The organism is Telmatospirillum siberiense, assembly GCF_002845745.1.
GTDB lineage: Bacteria > Pseudomonadota > Alphaproteobacteria > Rhodospirillales > Magnetospirillaceae > Telmatospirillum > Telmatospirillum siberiense.
The window spans coordinates 107100-125968 of sequence record NZ_PIUM01000013.1 but is presented as its reverse complement, the minus strand read 5'-3'; the positions used below and the strand labels follow the sequence as shown (position 1 = coordinate 125968).

Genomic DNA, 18869 nt, shown 5'->3' with positions numbered 1-18869 from the left:
GATTCAATGCACTAGCACCCCCCCGATCGCCCAGAGTCTTTTGCGGTCTATGATTTCGCGGCCATGCCGGCTAGGCTCACCGGATCGCACAAAGCTCCGTCCGACCGTCGGAGACATCACTTCGATGGGACACCCCCATGTCAACCGCTGAGCCGGCGTCCTGGTTCGTCTATGTCCTGATCAACAGCACCGGCGTCAGCTATACCGGCATCGCCAAGGATGTCGCCGCGCGGCTGAAAAAACACAATGCCGGAAACGGCGCCCGTTTCACCCGCGGACGGGGTCCCTGGACGATCTTGCATATGGAAGGGCCGATGACACATGGGGACGCCCTGCGGCGTGAAATCGTCATCAAAAAGGATGCGCATTTCAAGGCGCACCTCAAAGAGCGGATGCCGGCCCCCGCTCCGCTCTCGCCGTTCCTCTCCGATGCGGCAACTCTTCCCTCCGTTCCCGGCGCCTATGTGCTGCTGGTCGAGCTTCATCGGGAGACCCCGGTCCAATTGCCGGGACGCCCCTCCATCGCCCTGCCGGCCGGCCGCTATCTTTATTGCGGAAGCGCGCGCGGGCCGGGTGGCATCAAGGCCCGGGTCGGCCGGCATATGCGGCCGGACAAGACCGTCCGCTGGCATATCGACCAATTGACCACGGCCGGCCAGGTCCTCGGCGCATGGATCTTTCCGAATGGCGACGAATGCGCCTTGGCGGCGCGTCTCGACGCGTTTCCAGCACCGATCGCCGGCTTCGGCAGTTCGGACTGCCCGACCTGCCGAAGCCATCTGCTCGCCTGGCCGCAAAATGCTCCGCAGTTCCCCCCTTGGAGCGCGCCCGTCGATTCCAGTCCCCAAACGGGGATCGCGGCACGGTCCGTTTCGCCTGATAGTTCAGGAACGCGCCGCCTGACAACCACGGCGGATCCCGGACCAAGCAAAGCGATGAGAGACAAGACATGATTGAAGAAACCGGCATCACCGTTGTCCACGATCGGGAACGCTCCGTCACGAGGTTGACCGACTCCAGGCACAATCAGACTTTCGAACTGGATCACGATGGCGTCACGACTGTCGATCCGGACCAGGAGGAACGCAGGATGATCCGCGCCTACAGCCTGGGCGGCACCGCCGGCCTGCTCGGATGCTTCGGAGCGGAACGCATCCGGCTTTGTCCGGCGTGATGCCCGGGCATCCCAGGGCAACCGGCTTCCTAAGGATTGACATGCACGGAACAATGCGCATCGTTATGGACCCGATCGATGCGGGTATCAGCATCGAACGACACGCATGATTTTCCTCGGCTGGTGAAATGAAGCTGCTACCGGATTCCATCCGAACCAGAACGATCCTCGTGCTTCTGATCGGACTGACGGTATCGCATCTGGCCAGCATGGTCGTCTATTCCACCGACCGCGAACAGGCCTTGGCGACGGCCAACGAGCAACGTCAGGCCGACCGCCTGGCCGTACTCGCCCAGGTCATCGACACGACGACCGAAAGCTTGCGGCCCGAGGTCGCCGAGGCGATCAGCGGCCAGACGCTGCACATCGTCTGGGACAGAAAGGGTGCCGTTCCGGACTCTCACCAGGAAGATGAACGGCGGGCGGTGATCGCCGCGTCGCTGCGCCCCCATTTCGGGGTTCTGGACGACAGCCGCCTGCATGTCTTCGTCATCTCCCCACCCGGCCCGGCGGCATCCCCGCTCTCGTCGACCTTGCATCTCCTGCATCACGCGCCGATCGACCAGCGGCTCCAGGTATCGCTGGAGCTGAAAGACGGCAGTTGGATCCATTTCCACCTCTCCGTTGCCGAGACGGCCGGCACATGGTCGCGCCAAGCGCTGGTCTCCACCCTGGTGATGCTGCTGGGCACCCTGGTCATCGCCGTCTGGGCCACCCGCTGGATCACCGCGCCCCTGGCCTCCTTCGCCCACGCCGCGGAGCGCCTGGGCATGGATGTCAGCGCCCAACCGCTTGCCGAAGACGGGCCGCAGGAGGTCCGCGCGGCGGCCCGGGCCTTCAATCAGATGCAACGGCGGATCCGCAGCTTCGTCGAGGATCGCTTGCAGATGCTGGCCGCAGTCTCCCATGATCTCAGAACGCCGATCACCCGGCTGCGCCTACGGACGGAGCAACTGCCGATCGAGACCGAACAGCAGGACAAGATGCTGCGCGACCTCGATGAAATGGAGCAGATGGTCTCGTCCAGCATGGCCTTCGCCAAGGACGAGGCGACCGACGAACCCAGCCAGCCGTTCGATCTGGCCGCCCTGATCGGGTCGATTTGCGACGATCTGACCGATGCCGGTCTCGATGCGGACTTCGACTGGTCCGGCCGGTTGGTCTATCGCGGACGGCCGCTGGCGATGAAACGCCTGTTTTCCAACCTGATCGAGAATGCCGTCCGTTACGGGCAATGCGCACGGGTGCGCGCGGTCAGCCTGCCCGGCCGGATCAAGGTGGTGGTCGAGGATCAGGGACCGGGCATCCCCGAAGACCAGCTCGAAGCGGTCTTCAAACCTTTCTACCGGCTGGAAAGCTCCCGCAACAAACGGACCGGCGGACTGGGATTGGGGCTGTCCAACGTCAGGACCATCGCCCGCGCCCATGGCGGCGATGTCCGCCTGGCCAACCGGCCCGAAGGCGGCCTGTCAGCCGTCGTCTCCCTCCCCTCCAACAGCGAAGAACGGCAGGAGAGCTGATCCGATGACGTCCCTGCCCCTCCTCCTGATCGTCGATGACGATCCCGAAATCTGCCAGCTGGTCGGCCAGTTCCTTGAACCGCACGGTTTCCGGATGAAAACGGCGGCCGACGGTCAGGCGATGCGCCATGTCATGACCGAAGAGCCCGTCGACCTGGTCATCCTCGATTTGATGCTGCCGGGCGAGGACGGCTTGTCGCTGTGCCGCGAACTGCGGGCCCGATCGAGGATCCCGGTGATCTTCCTGACCGCCGCCGGCAGCGAAACCGACCGCATCGTCGGATTGGAAATGGGCGCCGACGATTATCTGGCCAAGCCCTTCAGTTCGCGGGAATTGCTGGCCCGCGTCCGCGCCGTGCTGCGGCGGACGGGCAACCTGCCCCCCCAGCCGACGGATCAGACGGCGGCCAACCACCGCTTCAATTTTTCCGGCTGGACCCTGGACACCGAACGGCGACGCCTTCAGGCGCCCGATGGCGTACTGGTCGACTTGAGCGGCGGGGAATACGAGCTTCTGCATGTTTTTCTGACCCATCCCAACATCGTGCTCAACCGCGACCAACTGCTGGAAAAAACCCGTGGCCGGGTCGCCGGACCGTTCGACCGCACCATCGACGTCCAGGTCGGACGTCTGCGCCGGAAAATCGAGCCGGATCCCAGGAGCCCCGAGTTGATCAAGACCGTGCGCGGCGGCGGCTACGTCCTGGCTGCAAACGTCGAAACCGATCAGTGGTGAAAATCTGACGGACGGGGCCCCACCATCCGTCATATTTTCACAACGATTCAATAAGTTGTCCCACCAAGTCCCGGTCATTTCCGCCCGAACCGGGGCCGATGGGTGACCGGACTGCATTTCCTGCATCGGACAATCATCAGAAGAGCGTATTTTGCACTTGCACCTTTTTTGATAATGCTTTTCATTATCGGAAATTGCCCACACTCATCGTACGGAGAATTTTCCCGTGTCGACTTATCTGCGAAGGGCCTCCGAGGCCGCCGCTTCCGCCGAAACAGACCAGGACCTTCGATTGGGCCGGTGCCGAAAGGGATGGCGCGGATCGGTCAGCGGCCTGGTGGCGATCGAAGAGTCCGGCATTCCCTGGAACGAACTCGAACGCCGGCTTCTGGAGATGGGATTCGTCGAAGGCGCCGCGGTCGAAATCCTCCATGAAGGACCGATCAAACATGATCCCATTGCCGTTCGCGTCGATGAGACCACCGTCGCCGTGCGACGCGCCGATGCCCTCGCCATCACCGTCCGCGCGCCTGGAGTGAATTGATGTCCACCGCCACCTTATCGGTATCCGTTCCCGGAATTGCATTGGTCGGCTGCCCGAACTGCGGCAAGACGGCGCTGTTCAACGCCCTGACCGGCCACCACCAGAAAGTCGCCAACTATCCGGGCGTCACCGTCGAGCGCAAGGAAGGGGCGTTCACCACGCCGCAGGGCAAGACGGTGCGTCTTCTGGATCTGCCGGGCACCTATTCCCTGCGCGGGCGCAGCCCCGACGAGGCGGTCACCCGCGACGTCGTGCTCGGGCGCCTGGACGGCGAAGCCCTGCCCGACGCGCTGATCTGTGTCGCCGACGCCACCAATCTGCGGCTGGTCCTGCGCCTCATCCTCGAATTGAAGGCGGTCAACCGCCCGCTGATCCTCGCGCTCAACATGATCGACATCGCCAAGCGGCAAGGCTGCGAGATCGATGTCGAACGCCTTTCGATCGAACTGGGCATGCCCGTGATCCCGACGGTGGCCGTGCGCAAGGGTGGCGTCACCTCGCTGCTGGCGGAAATCGACAGGCTGGCCACCGCCGCCGGAACCGGCGCCGCCGGCGAGGTCACCTGGCGGGAACCGACCAGCCAGGAGATCCGCGACGCCCACAAGGAGGCCGAGCGCATCCTCAAGGCCTGCGCCTTCCGTCCCGGCGATCAGCGCCTGACGGCGCGGCTCGATAACGTGCTTCTCCACCCGGTATGGGGCGTGCTGATCCTGCTGGGCGTGCTCTTTCTCATGTTCCAGGCGGTGTTCACCTGGGCCGCGCCGGTGATGGACGGCATCAAGGCGGCCTTCGATCTGCTCGGCACCCAGATCCAGGCGACGATGCCCGACGGGCTTCTGCGCAGCCTGCTCACCGACGGCCTGATCGCCGGCGTCGGCAGCGTCGTGGTTTTCCTGCCCCAGATCATGATCCTGTTCCTGTTCATCATTCTGCTGGAAGATTTCGGCTACATGGCCCGCGCCGCCTTCCTGATGGACCGCCTGATGGGCGGGGCCGGCCTGCACGGCCGCGCCTTCATTCCCCTGCTTTCCAGCTTCGCCTGCGCCATTCCGGGCGTCATGGCGGCCCGGGTCATCGAGAACCGCCGCGACCGCCTGGCCACCATCCTGGTGGCTCCGCTGATGACCTGCTCGGCCCGCATTCCGGTCTATACCCTGATCATCTCGGCTTTCGTTCCGGCCGAGGACGTGGCCGGCGTCGTCAGCCTCCAGGGCCTGGTGATGTTCGGCCTCTACGCCACCGGCATCGTCTCCGCCCTGCTCGTCGCCTGGATCATGAAACGCCTGGTCTGGCGGCAGGTGGCGGAACCCTTCCTGATGGAACTGCCGGCCTACAAATGGCCCCGGCTGAAGAATGTGGCCCTCGGGCTGTGGCAACGGGCGGCGGTCTTCCTGCGCCGCGCCGGAACCATCATTCTGGCGATCATGGTGGTGATCTGGTTCCTGAGCACCTTCCCCGGCGCCCCGGCCGGCGCCCTCGATCCGGCCATCAACTATTCGATCGCCGGCATGCTCGGCCATTGGCTGCAGCCGCTTCTCGCCCCCATCGGCTTCAACTGGCAGATCGTCGTCGCCCTCATTCCCGGCATGGCCGCCCGCGAGGTCGCGGTGGGCGCGCTGGGCACCGTCTATGCGCTCTCCGCCACCGGCGAGGAGGTCGGCAGCGCCTTGCAGCCGATCCTGGCCGCCCAATGGACCCTGCCCACGGCATTGTCCCTGCTCGCCTGGTACATCTTCGCGCCGCAATGCGCCTCGACGCTTGCCGTGGTCAAGCGGGAGACCAACTCGTGGCGTTGGCCGGCGTTCCTCTTCGTCTATATGCTCACCCTGGCTTATGGCGCGGCCTTCGTGACCTATCATGTCGCCACTTGGATGCTGGGATGACGCAAAATCTGATTGCCGTGGCGGTGGTCCTGATGGCCGCCGCCTGGCTGGGCTGGCGGGCCCTTCCCTCACGCCTGCGCCGCAAGATGACCGGCGGCAAGGGGGGCTGCGGCCCCGGATGCAACTGTGGCAGTTAAAAAAGGGCGGGCTTGAAAAAGCCCGCCCTTGATATTGTCCGCGTTCGATGAAGAAAATCAGAAGTTGATGGTCACGCTGCCTTCGAGAACATAGGCCTTGTCGTGCAGGCCGGTGCCGTCGGGAGCGGACAATGCCGCCCGCGCCCCGGCCGCCGCCTTCGCCACGCCGCCGACGATCGCGAAATTGGTCGAAGACGAATAGGCATATTCGCCGACGAGGTTGATCTCGTCGTCGTAATGCCGGCTGGAGATCCCGTAAGCCGCCGGCTGATCCAACATGAAACGGTAATAGATGGCCATCACCTTCCAGGTCGGCGTCGGCTGCAAGGTCAGGTTGATCATGTGGACATCGTCATTGGTGTTGAACAACAGATATTGTCCGGTGATCTCGCCCATGTACCAGCTGCCGTAGTCGCGCGGACCGGCCGAATAGAACATCGGGTCATAGGCGTGCTTGGTTTGGCTGGCGCTGTCATAGGATGACACCTTGTCGCCGCTGAAATGGGCATAGCGGTAGCTGATCTTCGGCTTTGCCCAAAAGTCGGGAAAGGCATAACCGGCCTCGGCATAATAGGCGTTGGCGTTGACCTTGCGGCTGGCGCTGTTGTTGACCTCGCGCACATATTCGCCATAGATCGAGGCGTTGGCGATGATCGGCGGGCCGCTGAAGGGATTGCCACCGATGCGCACCGAATAGACATTCATGCCATCCCGATCGCCACCCTGGGCGAGAGCCGTGGTACCGTTGGCGGCAGCCTGGTCGTTGGTGAAATAGCCGCTGTTGTTGGCCCCGTTGTCGGCCCTGAAGACATTGAAATAGGTCAGCCCGATATAGAACTGACGATCGGCGTAATTGGTCGCCCCGTCGGCGCCGGCCACACCGGAAGTGATGAAATATTCGGCGTTCACGCCGCCGAACTGGGTCTTCGGATAGTCATAGCCGCGCGTAAGGCGCTGATCGACGTTGTTCTGCAGCACGAAGAAATCGGCACGCACCGGATCGGCGTTCAGTTTCAATGTTCCGAAGCCGTTGAAGGCCGTACGCGGCGCCAGCCAATAGCCGCCACGCTGCCCAACGCTGCCGGTCCCCGAACCGATCAGGAAATTATCTCCGACGCTGAAAGCCTGGCGCCCGACGGTCAGGATCGCCGTGTCTCCCGGATTGCCGAACGGCATGTCGTTGGCATAGCCGATATAGGCTTCTTCGAAATCGGCCTGAATGGGATTGCCATAGGTGGTGGTCGAAAAGTTGGCGTCTCCCCGCCCGACGGTCCCGGCGGCCACGGCGGAGAAATCACCGAAAATGGTGCCGACATCGCCGTTGTGATAGGTCAGTTTCAGCTCCGGCTTGACGAAGCCCTCCATCCAGTTCGGCGTATGGGTCGCCACCCGGTCGGACGTTCCCGCCTTGTAGGTTCCGAGACCGAAGTTGGCCTGGGGAACGGCAAAGGCGCCGAATCCCGTGCCCAGTGCGGCGGAGGCTGAAAAATCTCCACTGCCGTAAAGAGGGATGTCGGCTTTGGCGAAGCCTCCGAAGAAAATCGCAAGGCTGGCGGCGCCAGCCATCAATCCGGCACGGCGAGCGAGCCTGTTCATGTCATGCCTTAGGCTTATCGTCATCTTCTGTTCATCTCCTTGCTTTTTCGCCAAAGCGATGGATCCCGACCTCCAGCTCATGCCGGAGAAGCGCACTTTTCCTCTTTGATTTGCAAACCGGCCTTCTCAGGGGTGAACACCTTGAACGCCGTCTTGAGGGCGCCCAGGCCCGACACCAACCCGACCGCCAGAATGATCACCGTGGCCAAGGCGTTGATTTCCGGATTCAATCCCAGACGGACCTTCGAGAAGACCACCATCGGCAAGGTGGTCGAACCGGGGCCGGAAACGAAGGCGGTGATCACCAGATCGTCCAGACTTAGGGAAAAGGCCAACAGCCAGCCGGAAAGCAGGGCGGGAACCATCAATGGCAGGGTGATCAGAAAAAACACCTCGCCGGGACGGGCGCCCAGATCCATGGCGGCCTCCTCCAACGACACGTCGATGCCCGCCAGGCGGCTCTGCACCACCACGGCTACGAAAGCCGTGGAAAAGGTGATGTGGGCGATGACGATGGTCTGGATGTCGCGCTGCGGCCAGCCGAACACCTGCTCCATCCCGACGAACAGCAGCAGCAGGGAAATTCCCATGATGATTTCGGGCATCACCAGCGGCGCCATCACCATGCCGGAAAACAGCATGCGGCCGCGGAAACGCTTGAAGCGCGACAGGATGTAGCCCGACAGGGTGCCGACCACCAGCGATCCGCTGGCGCTTAAGACCGCCACTTCCAGCGAAATCTTGGCGGCATGAAGGATCTGCTCATCCTGCAGCAGGGCGGCGTACCACTTGGTGGAAAACCGCGACCAGACGGTCACCAGCTGGGACTCGTTGAAGGAATAGACGATGATCGAAATGATGGGCGCATAGAGGAACACCATCGCGAACCCCATCATCAGACGCAGGAATAACCTGCCGCGGGTCAGGGAGGCGATCATTATTGGTCCTCCTTGCTCTGGAAATGCTGCAGCAGCATCAGGGGACCGACCAGCAGGATGATCAATGCCACGGCCACGGTGGAGGCCACCGGCCAGTCGCGGTTGGCGAAGAACTCGTTCCACAGCACGGTGCCGATGGTCAGGGTATCGGCGCCGCCCAGCAAGGTCGGAATGATGTATTCGCCCACCGCCGGAATGAAGACCAGCAGGCTGCCGGCGATGATGCCGGGAATCGACAATGGCAGGGTGATGGAGACGAAGGCGCGCAAGGGCTTCGCACCGAGATCGGAGGCCGCCTCGAGCAACGAGTGGTCCATCTTCTCAAGACAGGAATAAAGCGGCAGGACCATGAAGGGCAGGTAGGCGTAAACCATGCCCACATAGACCGAGAACTGGTTGTTGAGAATGTCCAGAGGATGGGAGATGGCCCCCAGCCAGATCAGGAAATTGTTGATCAGGCCGTTCGGCTTCAGGATGCCGATCCAGGCATAGACGCGGATCAGGAAGCTGGTCCAGAAGGGCATGATGACCAGCATGAGAAGCGGCCCGCGCATGGAGGGCTTCGCGGTGGCGATGAGGTAGGCCACAGGATAGCCGATCACCAGGGTGACGAGGGACGTCACCGCCGCATTGCGCAGCGAACTCAGATAGGCGATCACATATTCCGGATCGGTCAGCAGGAAGTGATAATTCCCGAAATGGAGCGCGATGCTCATCGTCGCGGTGTCGTCCCAACTGATCAGCGGCACATAGGGCGGAATGGAGACAGCCGCCGTCGACAGGCTGATCTTGGCCACCACCACGAAGGGCACCAGAAAGAAGATCAGGAACCAGATGAAGGGACCGGCGATCACCCATCGCCGCCCCTCGCCCGGCTTGGGCGCACCCAGGAAGCGGACTTGCCCGATCATGGTTCCACCACCACGCAGGCGTTGGGCGCCCAGCCGATATGAACCGGCTCGCCGCGGACGAACTGCCGATCGGGAGTGCTGCCCAGATTGGGGGCGGTGGCCTTCAGGATCTTCCCGCTTTCGAGCACCACGTGATAGACGAGACTGTTGCCGAGATAGGCCACGTCCTTGACATGGCCGACGGCGCGGTTGGCCAACGCCATGGGGTCGTGCATCTTGGCGATACGGATCTTTTCCGGCCGGATGCCCAGCGTGGTGACATGCCCCAGACCATAGCCGATGGCGCGTCCGACCTGGATCTTGCCCCCCCATTCGTCGCAATCGATGGTGGCGTGGTCGGACAGGTTCTCGATCAGGGGCCCTTCGAACAGATTGACCGAGCCGATGAAGGTGGCGACGAAGCGGTTCTGCGGATATTCGTAGATTTCGGCGGGCGTGCCGACCTGGACGATCTTGCCCTTGTCCATCACGGCGATGCGCGTGGACATGGTCATCGCCTCCTCCTGGTCATGGGTGACCATGATGAAGGTGATGCCCACCTGCTGTTGGATGTTCACCAGTTCGTACTGGGTGGCCTCGCGCAGCTTCTTGTCGAGCGCCGACAAGGGCTCGTCGAGAAGCAGAATGTTGGGCCGCTTCACCAGCGAACGGGCCAGGGCCACGCGCTGGCGCTGGCCGCCCGACAGTTGGGTGGGCTTGCGATTGGCGAACTGGCTGAGCTGGACGAGGTCCAGCACCTTGGCGACCCGCTCGGCGATCTCGTCCTTGGGCGTGCCGTCACGGCGCAGACCGAAGGCGATATTGCTTTCGACCGACATATGGGGAAACAGGGCGTAGCTCTGAAACATCATATTGACCGGACGCTCGTAGGGCGGCAGGGGTATCAGATCCAGGCCGTCGATCGACAGATGTCCGCTGTCGGGAGTGAGAAAGCCCGCAAACATGCGTAGCAGAGTGGTCTTTCCGCAACCCGAGCCACCCAGCAGCGAAAAGAACTCGCCGCGATAGATGTTCAGGCTGACGTTATCGACCGCCGGGAAACCATCGAAAGTCTTGACGATGTTTTCGATCTTCAACTGCGGTTCGACGGAGGCGTCGGTCCACGGACGAAAACCCTCTTGGCTGATGGTCAGCATTTCGGGAATGAACTCCCCCTGTCATTTCCGTTGATCGGGCTGGAATTGGTATCCCGGAAAGGGATGGCCGCCGGGCCGATCCCTTCCCCGGGTCCTTGGATCTCAATGTCCGGTTTTAACGCGGGTCCAATACCTCGTGCGGGCCCGATCCACGTCGGGCGTCGAGGGCGAGATCGCATAGATGGTCTGTTCGACTTCCGGCGTCGGGAAGATGCCGGTGTCGTTGGCGACCTCGGGGACCACGAACTGCCGGGCGTCGGCGTTACCGCTCTGCACGTAGATCTTGTTGCTGGTCTTGGCGATCACTTCCGGCTGCATGATGTAGTTGAGGAAGGTCAGGGCAGCTTCGGGATGGGGCGCATCCTTGGGGATCGCCATGGTGTCGATATAACGCTGGGCCCCTTCCTTCGGGATCGAAAAGGCGATGTGCACGCCCTTGCCGGCCTCGATGGCGCGGTGTTTGGCGATCTGAATGTCCGAGGAATAGCCCCAGGCCACGCAGATATCGCCGTTGGCCAGGGCGTTGATATATTCCGAACTGTCATATTTGCGGATGTAGGGCCGGATCTTGAAGTGGACGTCGGCCGCCTTCTGAAGATCGGCGATGACCTGGCTGTCCGGATTGAGCCCCAGGGTCTTCAACGCCGGCGGGAAGACCTCGGTCGGCGAATCGATCATATAGACGCCGCAATCCTTGAACTTCGACACGACCTCGGGGTCGAAGATCATCCGCAGGCTGTCCACCGGCGCGTCCGGCATGATCTGCTTGATCTTGTCGACGTTGTAGGCGACGCCGATCACGCCGGTCATCCAGGGGATCAGATAGGTATTGTCCTTGTCGTAAACCGCCATGCGGGCCAGCAGCGATTTGTCGAGATGAACGGCATTGGGCAGCTTGGCCTTGTTCAGCGGCTGATAGAAACCGGCCTGAATCTGGCGGGCGGCGAAGGGAACCAGGCTGGGCACCACGAGATCGTAGCCCGATCCGCCGGCCGACAGCTTGGCCTCCAGGGTCTCGTTGGCGTCATAAAGATCGTAGGTGACCTTGATGCCGGTCGCTTTTTCGAATTCGGGAACCGTTTCGGGCGCGATGTAGTCGTTCCAATTGTAGATGTTCAAGGCAGACTGCTGCGCATGGGCGCCCGTTACGGAAAGTGCTGCCAAAGCGAAAGCGAAAACCGCCGCTCGGCGACATTGTTTCTTGGCCATGTACCACCTCTTCCTAATTCCGATATCCCACAAAGCGACGTCTCGTCCTTCGAACAGAAATGGCTTCGGCTGTCTATTACCACAATCAACCCGATCTTTTGTGATCACATCAATTGGAGACCAAGTGCGATCAGCAAAGATAGATCCGACGAAGACTGGCTCAAAGAACCGGTCTTAAATGATATTTGGCAACCCGCTCACGCCACCCCAACCAAGCAACCCAAAAAATGTGATCATATTATTAACCCACCGTTACCCCCTGTCAATTGAGAAGGCACTATTTTGGGCAGACAATCTATTTGCACAAAATATGATCAGTTAGCACAAAAAAGGACTCTCTTCGTCGCGAAACGCTTCACCTTAACGTCACCGGGCGGCATTCCCCTCTGGATCTCTGTGGTTTTTCACACCCGCCCTCCGATGACCTCGCACAAGCGATGCCAACTATCGGTTAAGGCGAAAAAAACCCGGAATCGATGATTCCGGGTTTTTTTTCGATTTTTCTCTTTGGGCGCCGGCCGGTCGCTCCACCCCTTAAGTTTCCAGAGCCTAAAGCGGTCCGCGATCGTATTGAATCATCATTTTTTCCGTCACCCCCGGACTTGATCCGGGGGTCCATGGATTGCCGGGTCACGCCCGGCAATGACGAAAGGGTAAGTGACCCAACGTGGTCGCAAATCGCTCTAAAGGCGTCCCAGATCGCGGGCCGTCAAGTCCAAGGCCTTGCCCGCCAAAGCCACCAGTTCATCGACCTCGCCCCTGGTGATCACCAGGGGCGGCGCCAGTACCATCCGAGCCCCCACCGCCCGCATCACCAGTCCATTATTGAAGCAGTGATCGCGGCAGATCTGCCCCACCTTGCCCGGCGCCTCGAAGAATTTCTTCGGAGATTTGCTATCGACCAGGGAAATGCCGGCGATCAGCCCCATGCCTTCGACTTTTCCGACGAGCGGATGGCCGCTCAGCGTGGCGAGACGTTCCTGGAAATAAGGTCCGATATCCTCCCGCACCCGGTCGATGATACCTTCGGCTTTCAAGATCTCGATATTGCGCAAGGCGACGGCCGCCGCCGCCGGATGCCCCGAATAGGTGAAGCCGTGGCAGAACTCCCCCGCCTTGGCGATCAGGCTGTCGCCGACGCGCCGCCCCACAGCGACGGCCGAAATCGGCAAATAACCGGAACTCAATCCCTTGGCCATGGTCATCAGGTCGGGTTCCATCCCGAAAGTCTGCGAACCGAACCAGTTGCCCGTGCGGCCGAAACCGCAGATGACCTCGTCGGCCATCAGCAGAACGTCGTACTTCCGGCAGATGCGCATCACCTCGGGCCAATAGGTGGACGGCGGAATGATCACGCCGCCGGCACCCTGGATGGGTTCGCCGAAGACGGCGGCCACCTTGTCCGCCCCCAGCTCAAGAATCTTGTCCTCGATCTGGCGCGCACGCTCCAGGCCGAACTCTTCGGGGGTCATGCCATCCCCTTCGCCGTACCAGAACGGCTGGTCGACCAGCGCGACGTCGGGCAGGATCGGCCCCCCTTGCGCCCGCTGCGCGCCTTGACCGCCCACCGAGGTGCCGCCGATGGTCGAGCCGTGGTAGGAATTCTTGCGCGAAATGATCCAGGTCTTCGACGGCTTTCCTTCCACCGCCCAGAAGGTGCGGACCATGCGGATGGCGGTGTCGATGGCCTCCGAGCCCGAATTGGCGAAGAATACCCGGTCGAGACCCGCCGGCGTCACCTGGGCGATGGCCGCCGCCAGTTCGGTGCTGGGCACCGTCGTCGTCTGGAAGAAATTATTGTAGTAGGGCAATTCCAGCATCTGCTGGGTCGCCGCATCGACCAGTTCGCGCCGGCCATAGCCCAGATTGACGCACCAGAGCCCGGCCATGCCGTCCAAGATCCGGTTGCCTTCCGAATCCCACAGATAGACCCCCTTCGAGCGCGTGATGACGCGGGCTCCCTTGGCGTTCAGCGCCTGGGTATCGGTGAAGGGATGCCAATGGTGCTGACGGTCCAGTTCCTGCCAATAGGCGGTGCCTTTATTGACGAGATTCATTTGTGAAACTCCTTGTTCTTTTGTTTTTGGGCAAATCTAAGGGCTTGTCGCCAAATAATCGCTCCAATCCCTTCGTTTCATATGACGCTTCCGCTCCGCTCCAGCGGGCTCAGGCGCCGCTCGGGCTAAGGCTCTGGGGTGAAATAATCCCCCCAGAGCCTTATGTTTATATGACGCCTGCGCCTCCGGCTTCGGCGGGCTCAAACGCCGCTCGGGCTAAGGGGCGTGCCGTCAGCGCAGACGCAGCCATGTACTCTTCAATTCGGTGTATTTTTCGAGGGCATGGAGGGATTTGTCCCTGCCGATTCCCGACTGCTTGAAGCCGCCGAAGGGAACCGTGATATCGTCGGCGTCATAGCAATTGGCATAGACCACCCCGGCCTTCAGCCGCCGCGTCACTTGATGAAGCACGTTGACGTCGTCGCTCCACACTGCGGCCGCCAGGCCGTAATCGCTGTCGTTGGCGACGGCGACGGCCTCATCGGCGTCGGCGACGGTGATCACCGACAGGACGGGGCCGAAAATCTCTTCCCGGGCGATGCGCATGGCATTGCTGACTCCGTCGAAAATGGACGGCTCGACATAACAGCCGCCGCTATCGACGCGGACCCTGGCTCCGCCCGTCACCAGCCTGGCACCCTCGCCCCGTCCGATATCGACATATTCGAGGACGCGGCGCGTATGCTGCTCGTCCACCAGGGCGCCCATGGTGGTCTTCGGAGCCAGCGGATCGCCCGGCCGGTAAGTGGAGGCGTGCGCGACCAACCGTTCCATCACCTTGTCGTGGATGCTGCGCTGCACGACAAGGCGCGATCCGGCCGTGCACATTTCCCCCTGATTGAAGAAAATCGCCCCCGCCGCCGCCTGCGCGGCGGTATCGAGATCCGAACAGGACTCCAGAATGATCTGCGCGCTTTTACCCCCGCATTCGAGGCCGATCCGCTTCATGTTGGACTGTCCGGAATATTGCAGGAACAGCTTGCCGACTTCGGTCGAGCCGGTGAAGAAGGCCCCGTTCACATCCCCATGCAGCCCAAGGGCCCGGCCGGCGACCGGGCCGAACCCCGGCACCACGTTCAGGACGCCGTCGGGCAACCCCGCCTCCGCCGCCAATTCCGCCAACCGGAGAGCGGTCAGCGGGCTCTGCTCGGCCGGCTTGACCACCACCGAATTGCCGGCGGCCAGCGCCGGGGCGATCTTCCAGGCGGTCATGATCATGGGAAAGTTCCACGGCACCACCACGGCCACCACGCCCAGCGGCTCCCGGGTTATGGTCGCCAGGACATTGTCGGCGGTCGGCGCCACCTCCCCATAAACCTTGTCGACGGCCTCGGCGTACCAGCGCAGGCACCGCGCCGCGGCCGGCACATCCACGGACAGGGAATCGGAAATCGGCTTGCCCATGTCGATGGTTTCGAGCAGGGCCAGTTCCTCGGCGTGATCTTCGACCGACTGCGCGAAAGCCAGCAACACGGCCTTGCGCCTGGCCGGGGCCAAGCCGCACCAGCGGCGATCGTCGAAGGCTTGGCGGGCGGCGGAAACGGCGCGATCGACATCGGCGTCCGAACATTCGGCGACACGCGCCACGACCCGGCCGTCGATGGGGCTGACGCAATCGAAGCGCCGACCGTCCAGGGCGTCGGTGAAGCGACCGCCGATGAAAGCCTGGGAACGGATGCAGAGCGCCTCCGCCCGTTGCCGCCAGATGTCCTGTTCCTGGGAAACCGTCATGACATCCTCGCCTAAAAATGTGATCACATTTTGTAGATGTGATCACATTCGGAAAGGACTGTCAATATCGCGCGACGCCTGCGGGCCTTAAGGCTTCTCCGTTGCCTCAGGCTCCCCGATGGCATGAAAGGAAACCCCGGATATTTTGAACCACCAAGGCACCAAGGCGTCTTTCGGATCAGTCGGTGGCGGCCAATCCGCGCCGCAGGCGTTCGGTCGACAGCCGATGACCGGACGGGAAAATGCCTGTGGCACACTCCGCCACCTTGGTGTCTTGGTGGTTCATCAAAAGCCGGAACGCACCGGAACGATCAAGATCTGGCCGATTGCCAAATGTACACACGCCCTAAGACGGTTGCCCCGCGCTTTCGACATAGGCCTTCAGTAATTCATTGGTTCCGACATGGGTGATGCCGTCGCGAATATCGGCTTCGATGGCAATGCGCAAGGCCAGCGGATCCTGGCGCTTCAGCGCCGCAAGGGCTTCCGAATGGCGATCCACCTGATAGAAATCCTGCAATTTCGACAGGGCGAGGCGGACGAAAGGGCCCAACTGCAGCCAAATGCTTTCGACCAGAGGCATCACCACCTGATTGGGATTGGCCTCGTAGAGGTGACGATGGAAATCCTGATTGAACATGGTGACCGCCTCGCGGTCGCCGGCCGCGTTGACCTGATCAATGCGCCGATCGATGGCAGTCAAATCGTCGACACGCTGCGTCGTGACATAGGGCAAGGCCCGCTCGGCCGCATGGCATTCGATCGAGATGCGCAGTTCGCAAAGCTCGCGAAACTTCGATGCGGTCATCTGAGGCACCATGATGCGTCGGTTGTCCCTGACCTCGAGCGCCTGTTCGGTGGAAAGCCGGCGCAATGCCTCGCGCACCGGCATGGCGCTGACACCCAGGGCGGCGGCCACGTCGCGGATGGTCAAGGCCCGGCCGGGCGGCACCAGGCCAATCATCACCGCCCGCCGCAGTGAACGATAAACCCACTGATTGGTCGTTTCCTTCGGCTCGCGCGCCAGCACTGGCAGATTGAGCGGCGCTGACGATACCATGACAAACACTCCTGATGGTTGACGCGAATTCAAAAATGTGATCACATTTTATCGAATGTGATCAACATAGCGCAACAGCCGGATTTACGGTTATATGAATTGCGCGGCGAGGTCGAGGCAAAATGGTGATGGAAGTTACGCTGGAAACGGCGAGGGCACAATTGGCCCAGTATCCCGGGATCGAGGAACTCGATCTTCTGGCCTGCGATCTCAACGGCATCCTCAGGGGCAAACGAATCCCGGCCGACAGCCTGGACAAGGTCTTCGGCGAAGGCATGAAGTTTCCCCGCTCGGTCCTCTGTCTCGACATCTGGGGTCATGATGTGCTGGCCAACGGGCTGGTCTGGGAATGCGGCGACGGCGACGGCGTCTGCAAACCCTGCGGCCCCGGCCTGATGCCGATGACCTGGAGCGAGCGTCCGCGCCTGCAGATGCTCACCATGATGCACAATGTCGACGGAACGCCGTTCGCGGCCGATTCCCGGCAAGTGCTGGCCAGCGTCGTCGAGCGGTTTCGGCCCCTTGGGCTGACGCCGGTGGTGGCGACCGAACTGGAGTTCTATCTGATGGCCGGCGACGCGGCCGGCGGCGGACGCCCCCGCCCGCCCGCCGCCCCCAAAAGCGGCTACGACCTGGATGCCCCCCGCGTCTATTCCATGGAGGAACTGGACGAATTCGACCAGGTCCTAAGCGCCATCCGCGAGGTCTGCCGCGCCCAGGATCTGCCCAGCGACACCATCATCGTGGAGAACGGCCCCGGCCAGTTCGAGGTCAATCTGCTTCATGTCGCCAATCCCCTGCTGGCCGCCGACCACGCGGTGCTCCTGCGCCGCGCCGTGCGGGCGGTGGCCCGTCGCCACGGCATGCATGCCACCTTCATGGCGAAGCCTTACGGCGACTGGGCGGGCAGCGGCTTCCACCTGCACGCCAGCCTGCTGGACGCGGCGGGACGCAATGTCTTCGACGACGGCACGCCGAACGGCAGTCCGCTTCTGCGCCAGGCCGTCGCCGGCATGATCGCCCTGATGCCGGAAAGCATGCTGATCTTCGCCCCGCACCTGAATTCCTATCGGCGCTTTCAGCCGGGAGCGCACGCGCCGACCACGGCAAGTTGGGGATATGAGAACCGCACCACCTCCTTGCGCATTCCCGACAGTTCCAACAAGGCCCGGCGCTTCGAGCACCGCCCGGCCGGCGCCGACGCCAATCCCTATCTGGTGGTGGCGGCCATCCTGGCGGGGGTCCTGCACGGCATCGAAAACCACCTGGAGGCGCCGCCGGCGGTACGCGGCGACGCCTATGGCGACGACGCGCAATCCACCCTGCCCTTGCCGCTGACCTGGGATCGCGCCATCCAGGCCTTCCAATCCGCCGAAACACTGCCGCGCTATCTGGGCGCGTCCTTCATGCGCGCGTTCGGCACCTGCAAGGCCCAGGAACTGGTCGAATTGGGACGCAGGGTGACGGATATCGAATACGCCACTTATCTGGGGTCCATCTGATGCTGATCGGCATTCTCGAGACGGGCCGCCCGGCCCCCGCCCTGGCCGGGCAATACGGCACCTACGCCGACATGGTCGAGGTCCTTCTGGGGGGGGACCCCGATCTCAACTTCCACCGCTTCTGGCTACCCGAGGAGGATTGTCCGGAATCGGCCTCCTCCTGCGACGCCTGGGTGATCACCGGATCGCGCTGCAGCGTGACCGAGGAGCAACCCTGGATGCTCGCCCTGGAATCCCTGCTGCGGAAGGCTCGGGATGCCAAGCGTCCGGTGATCGGCCTCTGCTTCGGCCATCAGATCCTGGCCAAGGCCATGGGAGGCCATGTCGCGCCCGCCCCCAACGGCTGGCAATTGGGCCTCAAGGACTACGAATTGCGCGACCGCCCCGCCTGGCTGGCCAAAGCGCCGGAACGACTGCGCCTCAACGCCATCCATCAAGACCAGGTGCTGACGCCGCCGCCGGGCGCGACCCTGCTCGCCAACGCCCCCGCCTGCCCCTATGCCGCCCTGAGCTACGGGAACTGGGCGGTGAGCTTCCAGGCTCACCCCGAATTCACCGTCGACTTCGAGAAGGCGCTGCTGTCGGCCTATGTGGGCGTCACCCTGCCCGAGGACAGCGGGCGCGCCGCCCTGGCCGACCTGGCCAAGCCGAATGCCGCCACCGATTCCCCGCTGATCGCCGAGGGACTGCTGCGTTTTCTGCGGCAACAAAGATGACATCAATTCCCGGTGAGCG

At 62.4% G+C, this 18869-nt stretch carries 17 protein-coding genes; 9 read left to right on the top strand and 8 right to left on the bottom strand.

Features of this window, described 5'->3' with window-relative positions; genetic code table 11:
* The first annotated feature begins 137 nt into the window (after positions 1–137).
* The 7 genes from CWS72_RS12970 (at position 138) to CWS72_RS27800 (ending at position 5994) form a co-directional block, all read left to right on the top strand.
* Positions 138–953 (top strand): DUF123 domain-containing protein, encoded by an 816-nt coding sequence (locus CWS72_RS12970; RefSeq protein WP_241911718.1) that lies wholly within the window; start codon positions 138–140, stop codon positions 951–953.
* Positions 950–1174: a hypothetical protein gene (locus CWS72_RS12965; protein ID WP_101251026.1), complete on the top strand. Its 225-nt coding sequence runs from the start codon at positions 950–952 to the stop codon at positions 1172–1174. Before CWS72_RS12970 ends, CWS72_RS12965 begins: the two co-directional genes overlap by 4 nt.
* Positions 1175–1302: 128 nt before the next feature.
* The gene (locus CWS72_RS12960) at positions 1303–2694 is read left to right on the top strand and encodes an ATP-binding protein (protein ID WP_101251025.1); all 1392 of its coding nucleotides are present in this window, start codon (positions 1303–1305) and stop codon (positions 2692–2694) included.
* Positions 2695–2698: 4 nt separating this feature from the next.
* Positions 2699–3430 carry a response regulator gene (locus tag CWS72_RS12955; RefSeq protein WP_101251024.1) on the top strand — a complete coding sequence of 244 codons (732 nt, stop codon included), beginning with the start codon at positions 2699–2701 and terminating at the stop codon, positions 3428–3430.
* A gap of 226 nt (positions 3431–3656) precedes the next feature.
* Positions 3657–3974: a FeoA family protein gene (locus CWS72_RS12950; protein ID WP_241911717.1), complete on the top strand. Its 318-nt coding sequence runs from the start codon at positions 3657–3659 to the stop codon at positions 3972–3974.
* Complete coding sequence (gene feoB / locus CWS72_RS12945; protein ID WP_101251023.1) at positions 3974–5857, top strand: ferrous iron transport protein B; 1884 nt, start codon at positions 3974–3976, stop codon at positions 5855–5857. The genes CWS72_RS12950 and feoB overlap by 1 nt, the downstream gene beginning before the upstream one ends.
* Positions 5854–5994 carry a hypothetical protein gene (locus tag CWS72_RS27800; protein ID WP_158240637.1) on the top strand — a complete coding sequence of 47 codons (141 nt, stop codon included), beginning with the start codon at positions 5854–5856 and terminating at the stop codon, positions 5992–5994. Before feoB ends, CWS72_RS27800 begins: the two co-directional genes overlap by 4 nt.
* A gap of 57 nt (positions 5995–6051) precedes the next feature.
* Here CWS72_RS27800 and CWS72_RS12940 read toward each other — a convergent pair whose 3' ends face one another.
* From CWS72_RS12940 to CWS72_RS12905, 8 genes are all read right to left on the bottom strand, one after another.
* Complete coding sequence (locus tag CWS72_RS12940) at positions 6052–7590, bottom strand: alginate export family protein (protein ID WP_146002735.1); 1539 nt, start codon at positions 7588–7590, stop codon at positions 6052–6054.
* 77 nt (positions 7591–7667) lie between these two features.
* On the bottom strand, positions 7668–8528 hold the full coding sequence (locus tag CWS72_RS12935) for an ABC transporter permease subunit (protein ID WP_101251021.1): 861 nt from the start codon (positions 8526–8528) through the stop codon (positions 7668–7670).
* Positions 8528–9439: an ABC transporter permease subunit gene (locus tag CWS72_RS12930; protein ID WP_101251020.1), complete on the bottom strand. Its 912-nt coding sequence runs from the start codon at positions 9437–9439 to the stop codon at positions 8528–8530. The genes CWS72_RS12935 and CWS72_RS12930 overlap by 1 nt, the downstream gene beginning before the upstream one ends.
* Positions 9436–10575, bottom strand: a complete 1140-nt coding sequence (locus CWS72_RS12925) for an ABC transporter ATP-binding protein (RefSeq protein WP_101251019.1) — start codon at positions 10573–10575, stop codon at positions 9436–9438. The genes CWS72_RS12930 and CWS72_RS12925 overlap by 4 nt, the downstream gene beginning before the upstream one ends.
* 102 nt (positions 10576–10677) lie before the next feature.
* A complete protein-coding gene (locus tag CWS72_RS12920) occupies positions 10678–11784 on the bottom strand; it encodes a polyamine ABC transporter substrate-binding protein (protein ID WP_101251018.1) in 1107 nt (368 codons plus the stop codon).
* Positions 11785–12467: 683 nt separating this feature from the next.
* Entirely contained in the window at positions 12468–13841 is a 1374-nt protein-coding gene (locus CWS72_RS12915; RefSeq protein WP_101251017.1) for an aspartate aminotransferase family protein, read from the bottom strand.
* A 231-nt stretch (positions 13842–14072) separates the two neighbouring features.
* Positions 14073–15572 (bottom strand): aldehyde dehydrogenase, encoded by a 1500-nt coding sequence (locus CWS72_RS12910; protein WP_101251016.1) that lies wholly within the window; start codon positions 15570–15572, stop codon positions 14073–14075.
* A 346-nt stretch (positions 15573–15918) separates the two neighbouring features.
* Complete coding sequence (locus CWS72_RS12905) at positions 15919–16632, bottom strand: GntR family transcriptional regulator (protein ID WP_101251015.1); 714 nt, start codon at positions 16630–16632, stop codon at positions 15919–15921.
* A gap of 122 nt (positions 16633–16754) precedes the next feature.
* On the opposite strand from CWS72_RS12905, the gene CWS72_RS12900 reads away from it, so the two are divergent.
* On the top strand, positions 16755–18134 hold the full coding sequence (locus CWS72_RS12900; RefSeq protein ID WP_241911716.1) for a glutamine synthetase family protein: 1380 nt from the start codon (positions 16755–16757) through the stop codon (positions 18132–18134).
* Entirely contained in the window at positions 18134–18850 is a 717-nt protein-coding gene (locus CWS72_RS12895; RefSeq protein WP_101251014.1) for a type 1 glutamine amidotransferase, read from the top strand. The genes CWS72_RS12900 and CWS72_RS12895 overlap by 1 nt, the downstream gene beginning before the upstream one ends.
* Positions 18851–18869 lie beyond the last annotated feature (19 nt).